The organism is Streptomyces sp. F63 (genome assembly GCF_018070345.1).
Taxonomy (GTDB): Bacteria; Actinomycetota; Actinomycetes; order Streptomycetales; family Streptomycetaceae; genus Streptomyces.
The window spans coordinates 55,610-78,169 of sequence record NZ_JAGPXX010000027.1; the positions used below are offsets into that span (position 1 = coordinate 55,610).

The window sequence follows — 22,560 nt, forward strand, 5'->3', positions numbered from 1 at the left end:
GGCGGGGCGTTTCCTCATGTGTCCCGTTTCCGGGCGACGGCGAAGATCCGCCGGAACGGGAAGACGGTGCCGTGCGGGCCGGGCGGGTAGGCCTTGCGGAGCAGGTCGCGGTACTGGCCGAGGAACGCGGTGCGGGCGTCCTCGTCGTCGGCGAGCGCGGTGAGAACGGGGCGGAGCGCGGTGCCCTTGACCCAGTCGAGTACCGGGTCCTCGCCCTGGAGCAGCTGTATGTAGGTGGTCTCCCAGGCATCGGTCTCGCAGCCGAGGCCGGTGAGCTGGGTGAGGTACTCCCACGGTTCGTAGATGTGGACGTAGCGGCGGCCGTGGCGGCCGATCCGCTCGCGCCATTCCGGGGTGTCGCAGAGATCGCCGAGGATGGCGTGGCTGGGCGAGGTGAAGTTGCCGGGGACCTGTAAGGCGAGGGTGCCGCCGGGGGTGAGGGCGTCGATCCAGGCCGGGAAGGACTTGGCGTGGCCGGGCACCCACTGGAGGGCGGCGCTGCTGACGATCAGGTCGTAGCGCTCCTCCGGTACCCAGTCGGCGGCGTCGGCGTGCCGGAAGGAGAGGCTGCCGCCGCCGGGGGTGGGGCCGGCGTGGCGGGCGGCTTCGGCGAGCATGTCAGGGGAGTTGTCGTAGCCGGTGATGCGGGCGTCGGGCCAGCGGCCGGCGAGGAGCGCGGTGATGTTGCCCGGGCCGCAGCCGAGGTCGGCGATGCGCGCCGGGCGGCCGTGGGCCGGCAGGTCGGGGATGCGGGCGAGGAGGTCGTGGAAGGGCCTGGTGCGGTGGCCGGAGTGGCGGAGGTACTGCTGCGGGTCCCAGGTCGGACTCTGGGGTTTCTGCATCGTGGGAACCTCTCGGTGCCGGTGCGGTGGGTGAACGGGGAAGTGCTGTCGGGCCGATCGATGCCCGTGTCACGTGCCCGCCACGCATTATCCTCGACATCGAGATATTTGACATCAAGAGACTTCATGTCGACAGACCTACTACACTGATCGGTATGGAGGACGAGGTCGATCGGCTGGTCGGGGCCTGGCGCCGGGAGCGCCCGGACCTCGACGTGGAGCCGCTGGAAGTGCTCAGCCGGATCAGCCGGCTCGCGCGCCATCTCGACCGCGCCCGGCGGCTGGCCTTCACCGAGCACGCCCTGGAGTCCTGGGAGTTCGACGTCCTCACCGCGCTGCGCCGCGCCGGGGCGCCGTACCAGCTCTCCCCCGGCCAGCTCCTCACCCAGACCCTGGTGACCTCCGGCACCATGACGAACCGCATCGACCGGCTCGCCAAGAAAGGTCTCGTCGAGCGGCTGCCCGACCCCAGCGACCGGCGCGGAGTCCTCGTCCGGCTCACGCCCGAGGGCCGGGACCGCGCCGACCGGGCGCTCGCCGGACTGCTCACCCAGGAACGGGCCATCCTCGCGGAACTGTCGCGCGAACAGCGCCGCGAACTCGCCGGGCTGCTGCGGCGGTTGACGGCGCCGTTCGACAACGTGCCCGGCTGAGCGGGTAGCCGGGCCCCCGCCGCCGCGACCGGCCGCGGCCTCAGGGGGCGGGCTGCCGCTCCTCGCGGACCGCCAGCTCCCGGAACCAGCTCACCGGCGGAAGGTCCAGGTCCGCCAGGCGCACCGGGCGCGATCCCCGCCGGGCGCCGACCTGGGCCAGCACGAGATCCGCGTGCACCACGGCGACCTCGTCGAGATCCAGCTCGCCCTTCTCCGAATACCAGTAGGCGACGCCCGTGCACATCGCGAGCAGGGCCAGCCGCGTCACCCGGACGTCGGGCACCAGCAGGGTGCCGTCTGCGGTGCCGTCCGCGAGCTGGCGCGCCCACATCGCCTCGTACTCGTCCCGCAGGGCCACGACGGCCTGGCGGGACTCCTCCTTCAGGGCCCGCAGCTCCCGGTCGACCACCAGCGTCTCCGTGCGGCGCAGGCCGTGGGCGAAGACGTGCATGACGGTCAGCCCCGCCAGCCGCTCCACGGGCGAGGCGGCCTCGGCCAGCACGGTGCGCGCATCGGCGTTGAGCCGCCCCAGGGACTCCCGCATCAGGCGGACGAGCAGGTCTTCCTTGCTGTCCATGTAGTGGTAGAGAGTCGCCAGCGATATCCCCGCCCCCGCGGCGAGGTCCCGGATGCCGGTGGCCTGGAACCCGCGGGTCGCGAAGAGCTCCAGGGCACTGGCCCGGAGACGCTGGTACGAAGACATGGCGCCCACCCTAAGTCAGGACCCCGAGGTCGTGAACGGCCCGGCCGCCGACGACGGTCGCCAGCACACCGATCTCCGGCAGCGCGTCCGGGTCCACCCCGGCCGGGTCCGCGTCGAGCACCGCGAAGTCCGCCAGGAAGCCGGGCGCGATCCTGCCGCGGGTCCGCTCGGCGTGCGCCGCGTGGGCGGAGCCGACCGTGTAACTCCGCAGCGCCGTCGCCACGTCGACCCGCTCGCCCGGCGCCAGCACCCGGCCGCCCGCCGTCCGCCGGGTCACCAGGGCGTGGATGCCGGCCAGCGGCGCACCGCCGGCCACCGGCCGGTCGGAGCTCCCGGGCACCTCCACACCCCGGTCGGTGAAACTGCGCACCCGGTAGCACCAGTCGGCGCGCTCCGGCCCGAGGGCCTCCGCCATACCGTCCCCCGCCTCCCGCACCAGCGAGCCCTGCGGCACCGGGATCACGCCCAGCCGGACGACGCGCTCCACCTGTTCCGGGGAGGTGACCGCGCAGTGCTCGATCCGGTGGCGCGGATCGTGCCGCGGGTACCGCCGCTGCGCCTCCTCGTACGCCGACAGCACGACGTCCACGGCCCGGTCGCCGATCGCGTGGGTGGCCACCTGCCAGCCGGCCCGGTGGGCGGCGATGATCGTGGCGGCCAGCTCCTCCTCCCCCGCCTGCAGATAGCCCCGGTTGCCGGGGTCGTCGGCGAAGTCGCAGCACATCGCCGACGTCCGGCCGATGAGCGAACCGTCGGAGAACACCTTGACCGCGCCGAGGCGCAGCCGGTCGTCGCCGAAGCCGGTGCGGATGCCGAGGTCGAGGCCGGAGCGGTACGGGTCGTCGGCGTGCCCCGGAAGCGGGTGCAGCACATCGGAGGCGGGCATGAGCGTCACCCGCTGCAGCAGCGCGTCCTCGTCCCGGGCCTGCTGGTAGGCGGCGATCTCCACCCCGCTGTGCCCGATCCAGCCGCCGCCGATGCCCGCCTCCTGCACCGAGGTGATGCCCTCGGCGGCGTAGCGGCGGGCGGCGGCCCCGAGGGCCCGCGCCAGCACACCGGCGGGGAACGGGACGAGCAGGTTCCGCACCAGTTCCTGGGCGCGTTCCTGGAGCAGTCCGGTGGGTGCCCCGGCGGCGTCGCGCACGATGCGCCCGCCGTCCGGGTCGGGGGCCGTGTCCGCCCCGCAGCGGGTCAGGACCGCGGAGTTGACCGCGCACATGTGCCCGCTGGTGTGCTTCAGCCAGACGGGGTGGTGGGGTGCCGCCCGGTCCAGCCCGGCAGCCGTCGGATGCCCGCCGGCCATCCGGTTCTGGTCGTAGCCCGCCCCGATGATCCACTCACCGGGCGGGCGGCGCGCGGCCTCCCGGGCCACCAGGTCGTAGACGTCCTCCACCCGGGCCACCCGCCCCGGGGAGAGGTCGAGTTCGTCCAGGCTCAGCCCGTACCAGGCCATGTGGTTGTGGGCGTCGTGGAAGCCGGGCAGCACGCACCGCCCGGCGAGATCGACGGTGCGGCGGGCGGACAGCCCCGCGGTCTCCGGTCCGCCGACCGCCACGATCCGGTCCCCGAGGACGGCGAAGGCCCCGGCCCGGGGGCGGTCCGGATCCATGGTGAGGATCCGGGCGTTGCGGTAGACGACGTCTACGTCCATGGCGTGGTCTCCTTCCGGCCCCCGTCGCGGGCCGCTGGCGGTCCGGCGAGCGCGGCGCGCAGCCGGGCGCGGAACTCCTCGCTCCAGGGCCGCGGCCGCCGGGTGGCCCGGTCGATGTGGACGGCGGTGCGGGCCCCTTCGGCGACGGCTCCGGCCGCGGCGCCGTCACCGTCGGCCGCCATGACGGTGAAGCCGGTCGTGAGGCTGGTGCGGCCGAGGGCGGTCACCCGTTGCTCGATGTGGAGCGTGCCGGGCCGGTCGACGGGGCCGGTGAACGTGATGTCGAGCCGGGCCACCACATGGTGGCGCTCGGGGTGGACCGCGGGGTCGGGGTCGTAGGGGTAGCCCATGGTGTCGAGCAGCCGGCTGAAGGCCCGCTCGGCGTGCACGGGGAACCGGGCGTGGTGCAGGACGCCCAGCGCGTCGAGTTCGTCCCAGGCGACCTCGGTCGTGGTGCGGAAGCTGCCGGGGACTCCGGTGGCGGCGGAGCCCGTGCCGGCGCCCGCGTCCCCACCGTGCGCGGGCGCGCCTCCGGAGCCCCCCGTCACGGCCGGCCTCCCGCCGTACCGCCCGCGGGCGGCGGGGGCTCCGCGGGCCGCGCGGCGGCGTCCCAGCAGGGGCCGCGGTCGGCGCGCAGCTCTCCCTTGGCCACCCGTTCCGAGGGGGTGCGGGGCAGCTCGGAGCGCACACACCAGTAGCGCGGGACCTTGAAGGAGGCCAGCCGTTCCCGGCAGAACTCCAGCAGGTCCCGGGGATCCGGCCGCTCTCCGCCGGCCGGCACGACGAACACCTTGACCTCCTCGCCGCGGACGGCGTCCGGTTCCGGAACGACCGCGGCGGTCCGCACCGCGGGGTGGGACTCGACGACCGCCTCCACCTCACGGGCCGAGACGTTCTCCCCGGACCGGCGGACCATGTCCTTGGTGCGGGTCAGGTAGTAGATCCGGCCCTCGGCGTCCGCCCGCACCCGGTCCCCGGTGTGCAGGCGGCCGGCGCGCAGAACCCGGGCGGTGGCCTCGGGCTGCCCCCAGTAGCCGTCCATCAGCCCCTCGCCGGAGATCACCAGTTCGCCCGGCTGCCCCGGCTCCACCGGCCGGCCGGCGTCGTCGACGATGTCGATCCGCTTGCCGGGCTGGGGCCGGCCGATGCACCCGGTGCCGACGGTCTGGTCGTGGTCCTCCGGGGTGACGACGAGGTCGGCGCCGGATTCGGTCATGCCGAACGCCTCGTACCAGGGCACCCCCCAGCGCTCCTCCAGCGCCCGGTGCAGTCCGGTGGGGATGCCGGAGGCCAGGACCGCCCGGACCGCGTGGTTCCGGTCGTCCGGATGCGGCGGCTGGGCCAGCAGCGCGGCCGGCATCATGCCCAGGCAGTAGAAGACCGTCACGCCGTGGGCGCGGATGTCGGCCCACATCCGGCTCGCGCTGAACCGGTCCGCCACCACCAGCCGGGCGCCGGAACGCAGCGCGGCCACCACGTTCCACTGCGGGTCCATGTAGCTGAACGGCTGAGCGGTGTAGAGGACGTCGTCCGCGTCGAGCCGCGGGAAGTTCGTCCGCAGGGCGTGCGCGATGGTGAGCCAGTAGCGGTGGCTGAGCATGCAGCCCTTGGGCAGCCCGGTGGTGCCCGAGGTGTACTGGATGTTCACCGGGCTCCCCGGGGCCGCGGAGTCCGCGGAGTCCCCGGACTCCCCCGGCCGGCCGGCCACCCCGGCCTCCCCCGGCTCCGGGACGCCGGAGGAGTCCGGGCCGGCCGGGCCGGCCGGTAGATCGTCCGCCGGTACGACGGTGAAGCCGGTGAGGCCCGCCTGTCCGGCGGCGGCCGCGAGCACGTCCGCGTACGCGGGCGTGGTGACCGCGAGCCGGGGACCGGCGTCGCGCAGCAGATGTGCCGCGTCGGCGGTGCGGGCCTGGGTGTTGACGGGTACGACGGTCCGTCCGGACCGGGCGGCGGCCAGCCACAGCAGCGGGAACTCCGGCACGTTCGGCAGCATCACCGCCACCCGGTCCCCCGGCGCGGTGGAGCGCCGGAGGAACGCGCTGATCCGGTCCACCGCCGCGTCGATCTCGGCGAAGGTCCAGCGCGGCCGGGTGGCATGGGGGAAGACCCACGCCACCCGGTGCCCGTGCTCCCGGGCCGCGCCGCGGAGCAGTGCCCCGAGGGTGCGGGGTTCCGGTGCGGGGCCGGGTACGGGGCCGGGTACGGGTGCGGAGCCGGGTACGGGTGCGGCCGCCGGCGTGGAGCCCGCCGCGCTGTGCCCGGGGGTGCGGCCGGTCATGGCTGCCTCCGCCCGGGCCGCGGCACCGCGGTGGCACGGCGGGCGTCAGGGCCGGCACCGGAGACGGAGTCGGTGCCGGAGCCCGGGGCCACGCCGGAGTCCGGGGCCGCGCCGGAGCCCGGGGCCGCGCCGGAGCCCGGGGCCGCGCCGCCGGGGCCCGCGCCGGTGTCGACCACCCGCAGGGACAGGTCCACTTCCATGGCGAGTGTCTCCTCCAGTCCGGCGCCAAGCCCCCGGTCGAGGGTCTCCTTGGCGAGGGCGAGCGCCAGGGGCGGCTTGTCGAGCAGCTTCCCGGCCAGTTCCAGCGCGTGCCGGCGGTGTTCTCCCTCCGGCACAACCTCGTTGACCAGGCCCCATCCGTGCGCCTCCGCCGCGGTGAAGCCCGCGCCGGTCATCAGCAGATACTTGGCGCGCTGCGGTCCGAGGACGGCGGCCAGCAGCTGCGAGACGCCATTGGTCACGGTGAGCCCGACGCCCGCCTCCGGGAACATGAAGCGGGTGTTCTCGGCCGCCACCACCAGATCGCAGGCCAGGGCCCATTCGACGCCCGCGCCCACCGCCCAGCCGTGTACGGCGGCGATCACCGGGACCGGGCTGCGCTTGATCGTCCGGGTGACGTCCTGCAACCGCTCCAGCCGCTCCCTGGCCGCCAGCGGCTCCTCGGCCGGGGCGGGTTCCTTGAGGTCGTGCCCGCTGCAGAAGGCCCGCCCTGCGCCGGTGAGGACCACGGCCCGGGCGCCTTCCGCGACGGCGCGCCGCAGCGCGGCGACCAGCTCGCGGCTGACCTCGTCGGTGACCGCGTTGAGACGGTGCGGCCGGTGCAGCTCGATCACGGCCACCGGGCCGTTCCGTTCGTACCGCACCGGGTCCCGCTCCGGGTGCCCCGTCTCCGTCACTGTCGACATGCTGTCCTTTTTCTGACGTGTTGTGTTCTGCGCGGCGTACGCACGCGCCCGCTGCCCGTGGTGCTCCCTGTCCGTCCGGTCAGGCTCGCTCCACCTGGCGGAGGAAGGCCCGGCCCCGCTCACTGGCCGGGTTGTCCAGCACCGCTGCCGGGGGCCCCTGCTCGGCGATCCCCCCGTCGGCCATGAGCACCACCCGGTCGGCGACGTTCCGGGCGAACCGCATCTCGTGGGTGACGACCATCATGGTCATTCCGGAGTCGGCCAGGTCCCGCATCACCGCGAGGACCTCACCGACCAGCTCGGGGTCGAGGGCGCTGGTCGGCTCGTCGAAGAGCATGACCTTCGGCCGCATGGCCAGGGCCCGGGCGATGGCCACCCGCTGCTGCTGGCCGCCGGACAGGCTCATCGGGTAGCGGTCCGCGAACTGCCGCAGCCCGACCTGGTCCAGGAGTCCCAGCGCGGTCTCGCGGACCTCGCCGGGGTTCCGGCCGGCCACCCGGACGGGCGCGGTGGTGACGTTGTCCAGCACCGTCTTGTGCGGCCAGAGGTTGAAGTGCTGGAAGACCATCCCCACGTGGCGGCGCATGAGGTTGAGGGACTTCTCGTCGTGGCGGAGCTCCTGGCCGTCGATGACGATCTCGCCGGAGTCGATCCGCTCCAGGCCGTTGACGCAGCGCAGCAGGGTGCTCTTGCCGGCTCCGGAGGCGCCGATCAGGACGACGACCTCGCCGGTGTCCACGGACAGATCCACTCCGTCCAGCACGGTGTGCGCGCCGAACGCTTTGCGGATCTGCCGCATGACCACCAGGGGAGCGGACCGCGGGCCGTTGTTCGGGCCGCTCTTCGGGGCGCTGTAGGGGTGTGGCATGGAAGGCGCCTCTCAGATCGCGTAACGGGAGTGGCGGCGCTCCAGCCGGCGCAGCAGCGCCGTCAGGAGGAGCACGATCACCAGGTAGTAGACGGCGGATATCAGGTAGTAGGTCAGCGGCTCATAGGTAGCGGCCGCCAGCTTCTGCGCCTGCATGAACAGCTCGGGGACCGTGATGAAGGACGCCACGGCGGTGTCCTTGACGGCGATGATGAACTGGTTGCCGAGTGAGGGCAGGATGGCCCGGAAGGCCTGGGGGGCGACGACGATCCGCAGCGCCTGCGTCCGGCTCATGCCGAGTGAACGCGCCGACTCGGTCTGGCCCTTGGCGACCGACTGCACACCGGAGCGGAAGATCTCCGCCATATAGGCCGCGGTGTGCACGGTCAGGCCGATCACCGCGGACCAGAACGAGGAGATGTCGACGATCGTGACGAGGCCGTAGTAGATGACGAAGAGCTGCGCCACCAGCGGTGTGCCCCGGATCACCGCGAGGTAGCCCTGGGCCAGCCAGCGCAGCACCGCGAAGCGGCTCATCCGCATCCAGGCGACGACCAGCCCGACCGCCAGGGAGAACACCACCGCCAGCGCGGCCAGCGACAGAGTGATCCGCAGCCCTTCGAGCATGAGCGGCAGGGAACGGCTGAAGCCGTCCAGAACAGACATGGCGGGGGTACTCCTCGGGCAGCCGGGCCGGTCGTCGTCAGCGGATGATCAGCAAGTGATCAGGAGGGGGTGGAGGCAGGGGGCGGTGAGTCAGGACTTGCTTTCCGGACTGATGTCGACGCCGAACCACTTCTCGCTGAGCTTCGCGTAGGTTCCGTCGTTCCGGATCTCTTCGAGGGCCTTGTCCACCTCGGCGGTGAGCTTCGGGTTGCCCTTCTGGCTCGCGATGGAGGCCGGGTCCGGGAAGAGGATGGCGCCGGCCGGCCTGATGTCGATGCCGGTCTGCTTGATCTGGTAGAGGCCCAGCAGCTTGGTGGTGATGGCCGCGTCGATCCGGCCGTTGCCCAGCTCGGTCAGCGCCTCGTTGTCGCTGCTGTACGTCTTGACCTCCGCGACCCCGGGCTGCTTCTTGGCGTAGTCCTCGAACGTCGTGCCGAGAACCACGCCGACCTTCGCGTCCTTGAGGTCGTCGATGGACATGACCGAGGAGTCCTTCCCGACGAACAGCTGCGCGCCGGAGAGGTAGTACTCGTCGGTGAAGTCGACCTGCTTCTTGCGCTCGTCGGTCGCCGACATGGATCCCACGATGAGGTCGTACCGCTTGGCCTTCAGACCGGCGACCAGTGAGTTGAACGGGCCCGTGACCGGGTTGGGCTTCAGGTCGAGGCGCTTCGCCAGCTCCTTGCCGAGGTCCACGTCGAAGCCGGCGAGCTTGCCGTCGTCCTCGAAGTAGTTGAACGGACGGTACTGGCCGCTCATGGCGAAGGTGAGCTTCCCGTCCTCGACGAGCCGGTACTCGCGGTCCGCGGCGCTCTCGGAGCCGGAACCGGAGTCGCCGCTGCCGCACCCGGTGGCTGCCAGGGCCACCATGAGGGAGCCGGTGAGCGCCAGCGCCGTACGTCTTGTCACACGTCTTGCAGGTATCCGCATTACCGAGCCTCCGTGATCCGCGAGCCATACCAGTCGATCGATTGATCGATTGCGGGGAACCTACTGACCTGCACAGATGACTGTCAACGGGTTGCACCCCCGGCTGTGGGTCACGTTTTGGGATCAGGCGCCGGACACTAGAGTCCGAAATGCGGACACCTTCCGGCGCGGAGGCGGCACCGCCGGGGTGCGGCCGGGCAGCGCGGCGGGGGGTGGAGGGGTACGTGACGCCCCCTGCCCCGGGTTCCCGCGGAGCAGCCCGGAGCACCGCAGGCACCGCGGGCACCGCGGAAGGACGGATGGGGGAACGAGCGACGGACAAGCCTCGGCGCCGGCTCGGGCCGAGCCGCGCGGTCGTTCCTCGCGTCGGGCGTGTGGCGGAGCCCGCGCGGCGCCGCCCGTGCCGGGCCCGCGCCGGCCCGCTTCAGCCCGTGCTGCCGACGGCGGGCAGGTCCTCCGCCGGGCCCACCCCGGCGCGGCGCGCGAGAGCGACCGCGGCGAGGGTGGAGTGCACGCCGAGCTTGCCCAGGACGTTCTGCATATGGGTGCGGACCGTGTGCGGGGAGAGGAACAGCCGTTCGGCGACGGCCTTGCGGCCCAGGCCCGCCACCATGCACCGCAGCACCTCCCGCTCACGCGGGGTGAGCGACTGCACCAGCCGCTCGCTCTCGGTGCGGTGCTTGCGGGCCGCGGTCAGCTCCCGCAGCACGCCGGTGAGCAGTGCGGGCGGCAGATGGGTCTCCCCGCGGAGCACGCCGCGGATGACGGCGAGCAGCCGGGAGAGCGAGCAGTCCTTGGCGACCCAGCCGGAGGCCCCGGCCTGCAGCGCGGCGGCCGCGCGCGCCGGGTCGTCGCGCTCGGCGAGCACCACCGTACGGACGGCGGGCCGGCGTTCGCGGACTCCGGAGACCAGGGATATGCCGTCCACGGCCCGCTCCGCCCCGCCGGTCCGGGCGGTGCCGATGGCGGTCGGGCCGTTCCTCGCCGCTCCGGGCGCCGGCGGGGCACAGCCCAGATCGGCGTCGACGAGCATGACGTCGATCCGGCGGCCGTCGGCGGCGGCCCGCTCCAGACAGCGCAGCGCCGCCGGCCCACTGCCGGCCGCCGCCACCTCGACGTCCTGTTCGGCGGCGAGAGCGGCGGCGAGCGATTCGGCGAAGATGCGGTGGTCGTCCACCACCAGCACCCTGATGACTGTCACTGAGGAACCCCCTGTATCGGGACGGCACAGCGGGCACGGCGCCCCGAATGCTCGTCCACCCCGAGCGCCGCTCCCGGTCGCTCTGCCCCCTGCATCGGCACCGGCCCCCACCGGTGCTGAGCATCAGCGTACGGATGCACTCCGACAAGTGAAGTGGATTGGCGAAAGTGTTCGCCCGGGACGTTCGACCTGTGTTCGCTGATACTTCTTGTGCAAGAAATCGACTGGGAATGCCGGATGTGCGCCCGGCGCACCCGGCGCCGTCCCCGCGCGCCGGACGGACACGGGCAGCCGCGGCGCGAGGCGGTGCGGCCGGCGGGCCGGCAGGGCTCAGGCCAGCCGGCGCGCACCCGCCGACGGCACGGCCGCGAAGACCCGGGGCTCGCGGTGCCCGGCCGCCGCGAAGGCCGCGGTGACCGCCTTCGTCACGGGCTCCGCCGCCGCCTCCTCGACCAGGGCGATCGCCGAACCGCCGAAGCCGCCGCCGGTCATCCGCGCGCCCAGCGCGCCCGCCGCGCACGCGGACTCCACCACCAGGTCCAGCTCGGGGCAGGACACCTCGAAGTCGTCGCGGAGGGAGGCGTGCCCGGCCGTGAGCAGCGGGCCGACGCCGCGGGCGTCCCCGGCCCCGAGACGGGCGGTGACCTCCTCGACCCGCCGGTTCTCGGTGACGACATGGCGCACCCGGCGGCGCAGCGTCCCGTCACCGAGCCGGGAGAGCGCTGCGTCCAGCTGATCGGCCCCGATGTCCCGCAGGGCGGGTACGTCCAGCAGGACGGCGCCCTCCTCGCAGCTCGCGCGCCGTTCGGCGTAGGCGCTGTCCCCCAGGGCGTGCTGGACGCGGGTGTCCACGACCAGGAGCCGCAGCCCGGCGGCCGCGAGGTCGAAGGGCACCTGCCGCTGGGCCAGGTCGCGGGTGTCGAGGTGCAGGGCGTGGCCCGCGGTGCAGCACGCCGAGGCCGTCTGGTCCATGATGCCGCAGGGCATGCCGACGAAGACGTTCTCGGCGCGCTGCGCCAGCCGCGCCAGTTGCCAGGGCCGCAGCCCCAGTCCGTGGAGGTCGTTGAGCGCGAGCGCGGTGACGATCTCCAGGGCGGCGGAGGAGGACAGCCCGGCACCGACCGGGACGGTCGAACTCACGTGCAGGTCCATACCGTTGACCGGGTGGCCCGCGTCGCGCAGGGCCCACACCACGCCGGCCGGGTACGCGGCCCAGCCGAGGCCGCCCGCGCCCGGCTCCAGGGCGTCGGCCCGCAGCTCCACCACGCCACCGGGCACATCGCCGGAGTGCAGGCGCAGTACGCCGTCGTCGCGGCGGGACACGGCGGCGCGGGCGGTGTGCGGGAGGGCCAGCGGCAGCACGTACCCGTCGTTGTAGTCGGTGTGCTCCCCGATGAGGTTGACGCGGCCGGGGGCCGCCCACAGCCCCTCGGGCTCGGAGCCGTACAGGGAGGCGAAGCTCTCGGTGAGCCGCCCGTCCGGCACGCCGTACGTCCCGTCGGTCGTCTGCTGGTCCGTCACGCCTGCGCCGCTCTCCCGCTGGTGTCCTCCGCCGGCCCGCTGCCCGGCGTACGGCTGCCCGCCGCGTCGCTGTGCCCCCCGCCGTTCCGCCACCGGGCGAACTCCCAGGCGTCCCGGACGATATCGGCGAGCCCCGGGCGGGCGGGCTTCCAGCCCAGGCGGTCGTGGGCCCGCTCCGCGGAGGCGACGAGCACGGAAGGGTCGCCCGGGCGGCGCGGAGCGGCGGTCTCGGGGACCGGGTGCCCGGTGACCTCGCGGACGGTCTCGATCACGTCCCGGACGGAGAAGCCGTTGCCGTTGCCGAGGTTGCAGATCAGGTGCTCGCCCGGGGCCGCGCCGTCGAGGGCGAGGAGGTGCGCCTCGGCGAGGTCGGAGACGTGGATGTAGTCGCGGACGCAGGTGCCGTCCGGGGTCGGGTAGTCGTCGCCGTAGACGGAGACGGACTCCCGCAGGCCCAGCGCGACCCGCAGCACCAGCGGGATGAGGTGCGACTCGGGGTCGTGCAGCTCGCCGTACAGGGCGCCGTCCGCGGCCCGGTGGGCGCCCGCGACGTTGAAGTAGCGCAGCGAGACGGCGGCGAGCCCGTGGGCGGCGCACTCTCCGCCGATCATGTGGTCGACGGCGAGCTTGGAGGCACCGTAGGGGCTGGTGGGCGCGGTGCGGTCGGTCTCGGCGACGGGCACGGACTCCGGGTCGCCGTAGGTGGCGGCGGTGGAGGAGAAGACGAGCCGGCGGACCCCGGCGGCGCGCATCGCGGCGAGCAGTTCCATGGTGCCGCCGACGTTGTTGCGCCAGTATTTCTCCGGGTCGGCCACGGACTCCCCGACCTGGGAGAACGCGGCGAAGTGCAGCACCGCGTCGTACGAGCCGTCGAGCAGGCCCGCACCGGCCGGCGAGGTCAGGTCCTGGACGCGGCCCTCGATGAACCGGGCGCCGGCCGGGACCGCTTCGCGGTGGCCGGTGGACAGGTCGTCCAGCACGGTCACCCGGTGCCCGGCGTCGAGCAGTCGCGCCGCGACGACGCTCCCGACATAACCGGCTCCGCCGGTGACCAGGTAGGTCCGCCGGCCGCGGGGCTCTCCGGCCGCGCTCCCGTCCCTCGTCCCGCTGGTGTGCACGATCCCGCTCCCGTTCACTCGTCCGCCGCCTCACGCAGCCGTGCCGCCGCCGTCTCCGGCGGCACATCGTTGATGAACACCCTCATGCCGGACTCGGAACCCGCGAGGAACTTCAGCTTGCCGGAAGTGCGGCGGATGGTGAAGAGCTCAAGGTGGAGGGCGAAGTCCTCGCGCTGCGCGGAGCGTTCCTCCCAGCCGCGCAGCGGCGCCTGGTGCCAGCCGGAGATGTACGGCGTCGGGGGCTCGTCCGGGCCGAACACGCGGTCGAAGCGGCGCAGCAGGTCCAGATAGATCCGGGGGAACTCGGCGCGGGCCTGCTCACCGAGCGCGGGCAGGTCGGGCACCCGGCGGTTGGGGTAGAGGTGCACCTCGTACGGCCAGTGGGCGGCGTACGGCACGAACGCCGTCCAGTGGTCGCCCTCCACGACGACGCGGCTGCCGTCCTTGCGCTCGTCCGCGACGGTGTCGTCGAACAGGTTGCCGCCCGTGCGCTCACGGTGGGCGGCGAGTGAGCGCAGAACGCGTTCGGTGTGCGGGGTGGTGAAGGGATAGGCGTAGATCTGGCCGTGCGGGTGCCCCAGGGTGACCCCGATCTCGCGGCCCCGGTTCTCGAAGCAGTAGACCTGCTCGACGCCGGGGCGCCGGGACAGTTCGGCGGTGCGGTCCGTCCAGGCGTCCAGGACGAGCCGGGCGCGCTCCTCGGTGAGATCGGCGAAGGAGGCGTCGTGGTCCGCGGTGAAGCAGACGACCTCGCAGCGGCCCGCGTCGCCGGTGAGGGACGGGAAGCGGTTCTCGAACACGGCGACGTCGTAGTCGGCGGCGGGTATCTCCGTGAGCCGGTCCTCGCGGGACGGGCAGAGCGGGCAGGCGTCGGCCGGCGGGTGGTAGGTGCGGCCCTGGCGGTGGGAGGCGATGACGACGGAGTCGCCGAGGAAGGGGTCGCGGCGGATCTCCGAGGCGGTGGCGACGGCGCCGAGCGGCCGCCGGTCGGCGGCATCGCGCGGGGCGCGGGCGCGGCCGGCCGTGGCCGGGCCGGTGGCGGCGCCGGCCGGGTCGCCGTCGTAGTAGATCAGCTCGCGGCCGTCCGCGAGCGTGGTCACCGTCTTCTTCACCGAGGCTCCTAGCGACGTTCTCCCAGCAACGATAACAAACATAATCCAACACAACAGCGCAGAAGGAAACGGTTCGCTCGCGGGAGCGCGCTGAGGTCATGGCTCGGTGCCGTCCGTGGCCGGCAGCCCCCGGACACCCCGGGAACGCCGCGGGCCTGCCGCGGGCCTGCCGCGGGCCTGCCGCGGCCGGGGCGCCACCCGGCGGAGGGACCGCGCCGCCCGGGGCCGCGGTCGGCGCAACAGTCCGACGTCCGAGCGGAGTTGACGCCGTCTGCGGCTCAGGCCCGGCCGGGCCCGCCTCCGTCCGGGGCGTGGGCCGTCGGGAGGTCAGCCCGCCCGGGAGCCGAGTCGCGCACCTGCCTGCCGGGGACCCCGCCCGGGGAAACCACCGGGAGGCGCGCCGCGCCTGCCGGGGCGGGGGCCGACGCACCGGCAGGCCGCCCCGCTCCGCGGCCGCGCCGGGCTCAGTCCCCGTCCGGCCGGGAGGCCACCCGGTCCAGCAGCCCCGTCCGGGCCGCCAGCGCCGCCGCCTCCAGCCGGGAGCCGACCCCCAGTTTCATCAGGACCCGCTGCACGTGGGTGCGGGCCGTACTGGGCGCTATGCCCATACCCGCCGCGATGACCCGGGTGTCCTCGCCGTCCGCGACCCGCATCAGCACCTCGACCTCACGGGGGGTCAGGATGCGCAGCAGCCGCGTCGCCTCGTCGTCCGGCTGGGCCGCCGGGTTGAGGAGTTCCGCGAACGCCCCCTGGAGCAACTGCGGCGCCACCGCCGCCTCACCCGCACGGGCCTTCACCATGGCCCGTTCCACACCCTCGATGCGCTCGTCCTGCCGTACGTAGCCGGAGGCGCCGGCCGCGAAGGCGGCCGCGATGCCGCGCGGATTCGGCACCGGCCCCAGCACGACGACCGCGACCTGCGGCCGCTCCCGCCTGATCCGCACCACCGGGTCGAAGGCGCCGGGCTCCTCCGGAGCCGCGGTGCCCAGCAGGCACACGTCCGGCGCCCTGCTCACCACCAGGTCCGCCGCCCCCGCGCCCGGCGCCGCGGCGGCCAGCACGCGGTGCCCGCGCAGCTTGAGAGCCGAGGCCAACGCCTCGGCGAGCAAACGGTGGTCATCGACCACGATGAGCCGCACGCCCATGAGCTCCTCCCCCATCCCCCGAGCCCCCGGCTCCCTTGCACGGGGAAGCTACACGTTCGTGCGCCATCGCGCGCCCCTTACCTGGGAAAAGCGCCATGGACCGCCGGAATACCAGTCAATTCGGGACTGGATTGCGTCAGGCTCGGTCAGAGGAAGATCGTTCCGCGACGCTGCCGCGGACGGCCCGGCGGCAGCCCCGCAGCATCCCGCAGTACCCCGCGGCACGCCGCGGCACGCCGCGCGGGACGCGGAAAAGGCCCGGCCGACACGCCTTCCGCGCGCCCGCCGGGCCCCTCCGCCGTGGCGGAGGCGGGATCACTCGCCGCCGAAGACCACCAGCAGGTACTCCTTCCGGTCGAGGGAGGAGCTCCGTTCCGACATGAGCGTCTGGCCCATGTAGAGCCGGCCGCCCGCATAGAGCAGACGGACGTTCAGCGACGGCCGGTAGCCGGACTCCGTCTCGATGGAGTCCTTGGGGTTCTTCAGGTAGACCGTGCTCTTGAGCGTCTTCGGGTCGATGGCCATGACCTGGCCGCCCTGGTCGTAGGTGGGTTCCATGTAGGCGAGGAGCATGCCGTCCTCCATCTGAAGCGGCGTCATGACGCGGCGCCCGCCGGCCTCCGCCTTGCCCCTCGCCTTACCGGTGTCCAGGTTGAAGGCGACGATCTCGTTGGTCCGCCCGTAGTCCTCCTCCTGGCTCTCGTGCTCCTCCGTGCCCATGTAGAGGGAGTCCTCGTCGACGGCGGCCATCTTGCAGTCCTCCACCTCGACGGCGCTGCACCGGACCGTGTACTTGCCGTTCTCCGTGGAGATGCGGCTGCGCATCTTGCCCTTGTCGTCGATCGCGATGACGTCGGACGTGCCGACGGCACCGCCCGCGTCGACGCCGATCACGAGAGGGTCGGTGGAGATCACATGCACATAGTCGATGCCCTCGGGCACCTCGTACGAGAACCGCGGCTTGCCGGAGGACGGGTCGAGCTTCTGCACCTCGATCTTCGGGGCGTCATAGCTGCCGCACTTGCGCACGGCGACCAGCCCGGTGCCGCCGCCGTAGCCGACGTCCTTGCAGTCCGAGGTCTGGTCGGGCCGCCACAGTTCCTTGCCGCTGCCGAGCTTCCACGCCGCGCCGCCGTAGAGGCCGCCGACGGCGACCACGTCCGGGCCAACCGTCACCTCGGAGAAGCGGATGTTCTCGTCACCGAGGGAAATCTGCTTCTCCCACAGCTTCTTGCCCGTGTCGATGTCGAAGACGGCGACCCGGCTGCACGGCTGGACACGGCCGTCGCCGCCGATCTTCCCGTCCTGGAAGAGAACCGCCGCCCTGCCGTCCTCGCTCGCGTGCTTGGAGCCCCAGCAGATCTGGCCGGCCAGTTCCAGGGTCCATTTCTCCTTGCCGTCGGACGTGTTGTAGCCGACCACGGAGTTGAGCGAGCCCTTGGCGAACACCTTGTCGGTCACCCAGAGGCCGTCCACCTTCGTGACGTCCGTGAGCTTGGGCTTGGCTACGGAGAAGAGCAGTTCGGCATCGGTCTTCGCGGGCTTCCCGCCGGCACCGCCGGTGCCGCTGCCACCGCTGCCGCTGCCGTCGTCTCCACCGGTGCCGCCGGAGGAACTGCCGGCCTCGTCCTTGCCCTTGCCCTCGTCCCCGCCGGCCGCGAGGAAGATCCCACCCCCGACGATCAGCAGAACGGCGACCGCCGCGGCGATGATGATCATCATGCGCTGCCTGCCGCCCCCGCCGCCGCCCTGGGGCGGCATGCCCGGGGCGGGCATCGGGCCGGTGGGCGGGTACATCGCGTACTGCTGCTGGCCGTACGGCTGCTGGCCCGGGTAACCGTACGGCTGCTGACCCGGATAGCCGTAGCCGGGCTGGGCCGGAGGCTGCTGCGGATACCCGTAACCGGGCTGCGCCCCCGGCGGCTGCTGAGGGTAGCCGTAACCGGGCTGCCCGCCCGGGGGCGGCGGAACCGGTGCGCCGAAGCCCCCGGCGGGCGGCGGCCCGGACGGGGCCGCAGGCGCCTGCGGGGGCTGCCCGGGCGGCGCCTGCGGGGGCTGCCCCGGAGGCTGCGGGGGCTGCCCGGCGGGCTGCGCCGGTTGCGGCGCGCCCATGCCGGGCTCCGGCGGGGCCGGTTCCGCCTCGGGCTCATTCCGCTTGGAGAGATCGGGCTTGGGGGCGTCCGGCGCGGCGGGGCCGGGGCCGGACGGAGGCGCCGGTGGCGGGCCGAAACCGCCGCCCTGGCCCTGCCCATCGGAACCGGAGTGGGAGTCGCCCCCGGGCGAGCCGGAGGGGGGCTGATGGGGCGGTTGAGGCGGCTGCGGCATCAGTTTTCCTCTTCACGCGGGCACATGGCCCGATATCGGTCTCCCCCGCGTCACCGGTGGGCGTGCAGCTCTCCGGAACGGAGCGAATCGGACACGAGGCCCGCCTGCCAACGGCAGGACGAGCAAGGCTCTTTGTATCACCAGGCCCGAACGGCGCAGCGGCTGCTTTCCGGGCTATCGAACAGCTGAGACCGGCCCGTGACGCGCTTGTTGCCGGGCCGCCACCGCCCCCGGCGGCGGTGCCGGTTCAGACCCCGTCGGCCAGTTCCAGCCAGCGGTTCTCCAACTCCTCGCGCTCCGCGACGAGTTCGCGGAGCTCCGCGTCGAGTTCGGCGACCTTCCCGAAGTCCGTGGCATGCTCCGCGATCCGGGCGTGCAGCCCGGACTCCTGCTCGCTGATGCGGTCCAGCCGGCGTTCGATGCGCTGGAGGTCCTTCTTCGCGGCGCGGGCGTCCTTGGTACCGGCTCCGCCCTGCGTCTTCTGCCGGGCCGCGGCGGGCGCCGCGGTGGCCGGGCCGGACGCCCGGTCCTGTTCGAGAACCCGCTGCCGGCGTTCCAGGTACTCGTCGATGCCGCGCGGCAGCATCCGCAGCGTGGCGTCACCGAGCAGGGCCATGACGCGGTCCGTGGTGCGCTCCAGGAAGTAACGGTCGTGGCTGATGACCACCATGGAGCCGGGCCAGCCGTCGAGCAGGTCTTCGAGCTGGGTCAGCGTCTCGATGTCGAGGTCATTGGTTGGCTCGTCGAGGAAGAGGACATTGGGCTCGTCCATCAGCAGCCGCAGGATCTGCAGCCGGCGGCGCTCACCACCGGAGAGGTCGCCGACGGGCGTCCACTGCTTCTCCTTGGTGAAGCCGAACTTCTCGCAGAGCTGCGAGGCGGTCATCTCGCGGCCCTTGCCGAGATCGACCCGCTGCCGGATCCGCTCGACGGCCTCCAGCACCCGCCAGTCGCGGTCGAGTTCGGCGACCTCCTGGGAGAGATGGGCGAGCTTGACCGTCCTGCCGACCTTGATCTTCCCGGCCGCGGGCTGCCGTTCGCCGTCGCTGTACGCGGCCTCCGCCAGCGCGCGCAGCAGCGAGGTCTTGCCGGCTCCGTTCACCCCCACCAGGCCGACGCGGTCGCCCGGGCCGAGCTGCCAGGTGAGGTGCTTCAGCAGTTCCTTGTCACCGGCCCGTACGGTGACGTCCTCCAGCTCGAACACCGTCTTGCCGAGGCGGGAGTTGGCGAACCTCATCAGCTCCGCGGTGTCCCGCGGCGGCGGCACGTCGGCGATCAGCTCGTTGGCCGCCTCGATACGGAACCGCGGCTTGCTGGTGCGGGCCGGGGCACCGCGGCGCAGCCACGCCAGCTCCTTGCGCATCAGGTTCTGCCGCTTGGTCTCCTCGGTGGCGGCGATGCGCTCCCGCTCCGCCCGGGCGAAGACGTAGTCGGAGTAGCCGCCCTCGTACTCGTGGACGGCGCCGCGCTGGACGTCCCACATGCGGGTGGCGACCTGGTCGAGGAACCAGCGGTCGTGGGTGACCACCACCAGGGCGGAACGGCGGGCCCGGAGATGGCCGGCGAGCCAGGAGATCCCCTCGACGTCGAGGTGGTTCGTCGGCTCGTCGAGGACGATCAGATCCTGCTCCGCGATGAGGAGCTTGGCGAGGGCGATCCGGCGGCGCTCGCCGCCGGAGAGGGGACCGATGACCGTGTCGGGGCCCTGCGGGAAGCCCGGCATGTCCAGACCGCCGAAGAGACCGGTGATGATGTCGCGGATCCGCGCGTTGCCCGCCCACTCGTGATCGGCGAGATCACCGATGACCTCCTGGCGGACCGTGGCCGCCGGATCCAGCGAGTCGTGCTGCGTCAGCACACCGAGGCGCAGACCGCCCGCGTGGGTGACCCGGCCGTCGTCGGGGGTCTCCAGCTTGGCGAGGATCCGGATGAGGGTGGTCTTGCCGTCACCGTTGCGGCCGACGACGCCGATCCGGTCGCCCTCGCTGACGCCGAGGGAGACGCCGTCGAGCAGGGCACGCGTGCCGTACACCTTTCCGACGGCTTCCAGATTGACGAGGTTCGTGGCCATTCCGCTCCTGCTTCCACGCCGCTCGGGGCGGCGTCCGTGTGGTCCTGTCCAGGGTAGTCGCCGCGGGCGCGCCCCCCGGACGGGCTGTGGACAACCGCCGTCGCTCCGCGCCCGGGGCGGTCCACAGTCCGTGCGCACGGAGGCTCGCTCACCGGAAGTGCCTGCTCACGCGGGCGGGCCGTGGTGCGCGGCCGGGCCCTTCCCCCGCGGGTTCTCACGGGTTCCGGCGGGTTCCCGCGGCCCGGGCGGCCGGGGGCACGGCTGCCGTACCCGGCTCCGTGTGCGGGATGGGTGCGGCACCGGGCGCGGGCGCGGGTGGCAGCAATGCCGCCCCCGCGGCCGGGGACGCGGCGACCCGGGCGGTGCGGCAGGTGCCGGAGTCGCGCAGGGCCGCGGCCAGGGTCTCCGCTTCGCCCGCCGACCCGGCGAGGAACGCGGTGGTCGGCCCGGAGCCCGAGACGATGCCGGCCAGCGCCCCGGCCCGCGCCCCCGCCGCGAGCGTGTCCGCGAGGGAGGGCCGCAGCGAGAGCGCCGCCGCCTGGAGGTCGTTGCTGGTGCCGCCGGCCATGAGAGCCGCCGCCAGGGCCGCGGCATCCCCGGCGGCCAGGGCGTCGAGGAGCGGCCGGGACGGCTCCGGACCGGGGACGTCCGTCACACGGGCGCCCGCCCCCGAGACCTCGCGCAGCCGGTCGCACTCGCGGTACACCGCGGGGGTGGAGAGGCCGCCGTCCGCGACGGCGAAGACCCAGTGGAAGGTGCCGCCCACGCCGAGCGGGGTGAGCAGTTCGCCCCGGCCCCGGCCCAGTGCCGCCCCGCCGACCAGGCTGAACGGCACGTCGCTGCCCAGCTCGGCGCAGATGCCGAGCAGTTCCTCACGGCTCGCCCCGATGCCCCACAGCGCGTCGCAGGCGAGCAGGGCCCCGGCGGCGTCGGCGCTCCCGCCCGCCATACCGCCCGCGACGGGGATGTCCTTGGCGATGTGGAGCCGCACCCGCGGCTCGATCCCGTGGCGGGCGGCGAGGAGTTCCGCCGCGCGGGCCGCGAGGTTGGTGCGGTCCAGCGGCACCTGTCCGGCGTCCGGGCCGGTGACGGTGACGCTCAGCGCTTCGGCAGGGGCGGCCGTGATCTCGTCGTGGAGGCCGACGGCGAGGAAGACGTTGGCGAGATCGTGGAAGCCGTCCGGGCGGAGCCCGCCGACGGCCAGCTGCACGTTGACCTTCGCCGGTACGCGGACGGTGACGGACGCAGCCGCCTCCGGTTCCGCGGCGACCGCACCCGGACGGCCTCCGCCCGCGGCGCTGCCCGGCCGGGCGCCCGGAGCGCCCTCCGGGGCGCCGGTCCGGTCACCGGTCGCGTCGCTGTCCGGGCGGTCGCTGTCCGGGCCGTCCGCGCCTTGCGCGCCGCCGGGGCCGCTCGGGCCGCTCGGGCCGTGCTGGTCGTGCTGGTCGTGCGCGCCGATGTGGGTCACTGGGTGTGCTCCGTGTCGTTCTTCCGGTCCGCTGCCGCCGCCGCTCACCGCTGCGGACGGCGCCTGGTCTCGTGCCCGCCGGCCCGCCCGCCGCCCGTACGGCCCGCGGCTCCCGCACCGGCACCCGCGACGGTGTCGCCGCCGTCCCCCGGCGCGTGGCCGGGCAAGCCCCCGGGCGCGTGGCCGGGCTTGTGCTCCGCGATCGCCGCGAACTCCTCCACCGTCAGCGACTCGCCGCGTGCCTGCGGTGGCACCCCGGCCGCCACCAGCGCCTGCTCCGCCGCGGCCGCGGAGCCGGCCCAGCCCGCGAGCGCCGCGCGGAGCGTCTTGCGGCGCTGGGCGAAGGCGGCGTCCACGACCGCGAACACGTCCTCCCGGGCGGCCGCCGTCCGCGGCGGCTCGGCACGGCGGACCAGCGAGACCAGCCCGGAGTCGACGTTGGGCGCCGGCCAGAAGACGTTGCGCCCGATGGAGCCGGCGCGCTTCACCGTCGCGTACCAGGCCGCCTTCACCGACGGCACGCCGTAGACCTTGGAGCCCGGTGGCGCGGCGAGCCGGTCGGCGACCTCCGCCTGCACCATGACGAGGGTGCGTTCGATGCTGGGGAAGCGCTCCAGCATGTGCAGCAGGACGGGCACCGCGACGTTGTACGGAAGGTTGGCCACCAGGGCGGTCGGCGGCGGACCGGGAAGTTCGGTGACGCGCATCGCGTCCGAGTGCACCAGCGTGAACCGGCCGGCGCGCTCCGGCAGACGCGTGCCGACCGTGGCCGGGAGCGCGGCCGCCAGCACGTCGTCGATCTCGACCGCCACCACGCGGTCGGCGGCCTCCAGCAGCGCCAGGGTGAGCGACCCCAGCCCCGGGCCGATCTCCACGACCGTGTCCTCGGGCCGCACCCCGGCGGTCCGCACGATACGGCGCACCGTGTTGGCGTCGATGACGAAGTTCTGGCCGCGCTGCTTGGTGGGGCGCACGCCCAGGGCGGCGGCCAGTTCGCGGACGTCGGCGGGGCCCAGGAGGGGGCCGGGCCCGTCGGTGTCGGTGCTCGTGCTCACCCGTGAAGCTTACGGCCGCCGTGGGGACGGGCCGCCGCGCGCCCGTCC

Annotated in this window: 18 protein-coding genes and 1 pseudogene; 1 reads left to right on the forward strand and 18 read right to left on the reverse strand. The window is 73.9% G+C overall.

Features of this window, described 5'->3' with window-relative positions:
• Positions 1 to 14: 14 nt before the first annotated feature.
• Positions 15 to 842 (reverse strand): trans-aconitate 2-methyltransferase, encoded by an 828-nt coding sequence (locus KBZ10_RS22655; protein WP_210989545.1) that lies wholly within the window; start codon positions 840 to 842, stop codon positions 15 to 17.
• Positions 843 to 997: 155 nt separating this feature from the next.
• On the opposite strand from KBZ10_RS22655, the gene KBZ10_RS22660 reads away from it, so the two are divergent.
• On the forward strand, positions 998 to 1,495 hold the full coding sequence (locus KBZ10_RS22660; protein WP_210989546.1) for a MarR family winged helix-turn-helix transcriptional regulator: 498 nt from the start codon (positions 998 to 1,000) through the stop codon (positions 1,493 to 1,495).
• A gap of 40 nt (positions 1,496 to 1,535) precedes the next feature.
• Here KBZ10_RS22660 and KBZ10_RS22665 read toward each other — a convergent pair whose 3' ends face one another.
• The 17 genes and pseudogenes from KBZ10_RS22665 to rsmA form a co-directional block, all read right to left on the reverse strand.
• Complete coding sequence (locus KBZ10_RS22665) at positions 1,536 to 2,198, reverse strand: TetR/AcrR family transcriptional regulator (RefSeq protein WP_210989547.1); 663 nt, start codon at positions 2,196 to 2,198, stop codon at positions 1,536 to 1,538.
• A 10-nt stretch (positions 2,199 to 2,208) separates the two neighbouring features.
• Entirely contained in the window at positions 2,209 to 3,849 is a 1,641-nt protein-coding gene (locus KBZ10_RS22670) for an amidohydrolase (protein WP_210989548.1), read from the reverse strand.
• Positions 3,840 to 4,397 (reverse strand): thioesterase family protein, encoded by a 558-nt coding sequence (locus KBZ10_RS22675; RefSeq protein WP_210989549.1) that lies wholly within the window; start codon positions 4,395 to 4,397, stop codon positions 3,840 to 3,842. Before KBZ10_RS22675 ends, KBZ10_RS22670 begins: the two co-directional genes overlap by 10 nt.
• A complete protein-coding gene (locus tag KBZ10_RS22680; RefSeq protein ID WP_210989550.1) occupies positions 4,394 to 6,127 on the reverse strand; it encodes an AMP-binding protein in 1,734 nt (577 codons plus the stop codon). The genes KBZ10_RS22675 and KBZ10_RS22680 overlap by 4 nt, the downstream gene beginning before the upstream one ends.
• Positions 6,124 to 7,032, reverse strand: a complete 909-nt coding sequence (locus KBZ10_RS22685) for an enoyl-CoA hydratase/isomerase family protein (RefSeq protein WP_247702807.1) — start codon at positions 7,030 to 7,032, stop codon at positions 6,124 to 6,126. Before KBZ10_RS22685 ends, KBZ10_RS22680 begins: the two co-directional genes overlap by 4 nt.
• 79 nt (positions 7,033 to 7,111) lie before the next feature.
• Positions 7,112 to 7,900 (reverse strand): amino acid ABC transporter ATP-binding protein, encoded by a 789-nt coding sequence (locus KBZ10_RS22690; RefSeq protein ID WP_282107867.1) that lies wholly within the window; start codon positions 7,898 to 7,900, stop codon positions 7,112 to 7,114.
• A gap of 12 nt (positions 7,901 to 7,912) precedes the next feature.
• Positions 7,913 to 8,566, reverse strand: coding sequence for an amino acid ABC transporter permease (locus tag KBZ10_RS22695; protein WP_210989551.1), 654 nt, complete (start codon positions 8,564 to 8,566; stop codon positions 7,913 to 7,915).
• Positions 8,567 to 8,656: 90 nt separating this feature from the next.
• Positions 8,657 to 9,475, reverse strand: a complete 819-nt coding sequence (locus KBZ10_RS22700) for an ABC transporter substrate-binding protein (RefSeq protein WP_210989552.1) — start codon at positions 9,473 to 9,475, stop codon at positions 8,657 to 8,659.
• A gap of 445 nt (positions 9,476 to 9,920) precedes the next feature.
• A complete protein-coding gene (locus tag KBZ10_RS22705) occupies positions 9,921 to 10,697 on the reverse strand; it encodes a response regulator transcription factor (RefSeq protein WP_210989553.1) in 777 nt (258 codons plus the stop codon).
• Positions 10,698 to 11,027: 330 nt separating this feature from the next.
• The gene (galK, locus tag KBZ10_RS22710; RefSeq protein WP_210989568.1) at positions 11,028 to 12,182 is read right to left on the reverse strand and encodes a galactokinase; all 1,155 of its coding nucleotides are present in this window, start codon (positions 12,180 to 12,182) and stop codon (positions 11,028 to 11,030) included.
• Positions 12,183 to 12,214: 32 nt separating this feature from the next.
• The gene (gene galE, locus KBZ10_RS22715) at positions 12,215 to 13,336 is read right to left on the reverse strand and encodes a UDP-glucose 4-epimerase GalE (protein ID WP_210989554.1); all 1,122 of its coding nucleotides are present in this window, start codon (positions 13,334 to 13,336) and stop codon (positions 12,215 to 12,217) included.
• Positions 13,337 to 13,350: 14 nt separating this feature from the next.
• Complete coding sequence (galT, locus tag KBZ10_RS22720) at positions 13,351 to 14,448, reverse strand: galactose-1-phosphate uridylyltransferase (RefSeq protein ID WP_210989555.1); 1,098 nt, start codon at positions 14,446 to 14,448, stop codon at positions 13,351 to 13,353.
• A gap of 464 nt (positions 14,449 to 14,912) precedes the next feature.
• A complete protein-coding gene (locus KBZ10_RS22725) occupies positions 14,913 to 15,593 on the reverse strand; it encodes a LuxR C-terminal-related transcriptional regulator (RefSeq protein WP_210989556.1) in 681 nt (226 codons plus the stop codon).
• Positions 15,594 to 15,908: 315 nt separating this feature from the next.
• Positions 15,909 to 17,705, reverse strand: coding sequence for a PQQ-binding-like beta-propeller repeat protein (locus KBZ10_RS22730; protein WP_210989557.1), 1,797 nt, complete (start codon positions 17,703 to 17,705; stop codon positions 15,909 to 15,911).
• Positions 17,706 to 18,165: 460 nt separating this feature from the next.
• Positions 18,166 to 19,989 carry an ABC-F family ATP-binding cassette domain-containing protein gene (locus tag KBZ10_RS22735; RefSeq protein WP_210989558.1) on the reverse strand — a complete coding sequence of 608 codons (1,824 nt, stop codon included), beginning with the start codon at positions 19,987 to 19,989 and terminating at the stop codon, positions 18,166 to 18,168.
• 319 nt (positions 19,990 to 20,308) lie between these two features.
• Positions 20,309 to 21,235: pseudogene (locus KBZ10_RS22740) on the reverse strand (4-(cytidine 5'-diphospho)-2-C-methyl-D-erythritol kinase); the annotation flags it as partial.
• Between the two features lie 266 nt (positions 21,236 to 21,501).
• Complete coding sequence (gene rsmA, locus KBZ10_RS22745; RefSeq protein WP_307847561.1) at positions 21,502 to 22,512, reverse strand: 16S rRNA (adenine(1518)-N(6)/adenine(1519)-N(6))-dimethyltransferase RsmA; 1,011 nt, start codon at positions 22,510 to 22,512, stop codon at positions 21,502 to 21,504.
• Positions 22,513 to 22,560 lie beyond the last annotated feature (48 nt).

What these genes read in the sequence shown, in the direction of transcription:
- KBZ10_RS22655 (WP_210989545.1), bottom strand. Translation starts at nt 842, where the DNA reads ATGCAGAAACCCCAGAGTCCGACCTGGGACCCGCAGCAGTACCTCCGC.
- KBZ10_RS22665 (WP_210989547.1), bottom strand. Translation starts at nt 2,198, where the DNA reads ATGTCTTCGTACCAGCGTCTCCGGGCCAGTGCCCTGGAGCTCTTCGCG.
- KBZ10_RS22690 (WP_282107867.1), bottom strand. Translation starts at nt 7,900, where the DNA reads ATGCCACACCCCTACAGCGCCCCGAAGAGCGGCCCGAACAACGGCCCG.
- KBZ10_RS22695 (WP_210989551.1), bottom strand. Translation starts at nt 8,566, where the DNA reads ATGTCTGTTCTGGACGGCTTCAGCCGTTCCCTGCCGCTCATGCTCGAA.
- KBZ10_RS22735 (WP_210989558.1), bottom strand. Translation starts at nt 19,989, where the DNA reads ATGGCCACGAACCTCGTCAATCTGGAAGCCGTCGGAAAGGTGTACGGC.
- KBZ10_RS22670 (WP_210989548.1), bottom strand. Translation starts at nt 3,849, where the DNA reads ATGGACGTAGACGTCGTCTACCGCAACGCCCGGATCCTCACCATGGAT.
- KBZ10_RS22680 (WP_210989550.1), bottom strand. Translation starts at nt 6,127, where the DNA reads ATGACCGGCCGCACCCCCGGGCACAGCGCGGCGGGCTCCACGCCGGCG.
- KBZ10_RS22685 (WP_247702807.1), bottom strand. Translation starts at nt 7,032, where the DNA reads ATGTCGACAGTGACGGAGACGGGGCACCCGGAGCGGGACCCGGTGCGG.
- KBZ10_RS22660 (WP_210989546.1), top strand. Translation starts at nt 998, where the DNA reads ATGGAGGACGAGGTCGATCGGCTGGTCGGGGCCTGGCGCCGGGAGCGC.
- KBZ10_RS22730 (WP_210989557.1), bottom strand. Translation starts at nt 17,705, where the DNA reads ATGGGCGCGCCGCAACCGGCGCAGCCCGCCGGGCAGCCCCCGCAGCCT.
- KBZ10_RS22725 (WP_210989556.1), bottom strand. Translation starts at nt 15,593, where the DNA reads ATGGGCGTGCGGCTCATCGTGGTCGATGACCACCGTTTGCTCGCCGAG.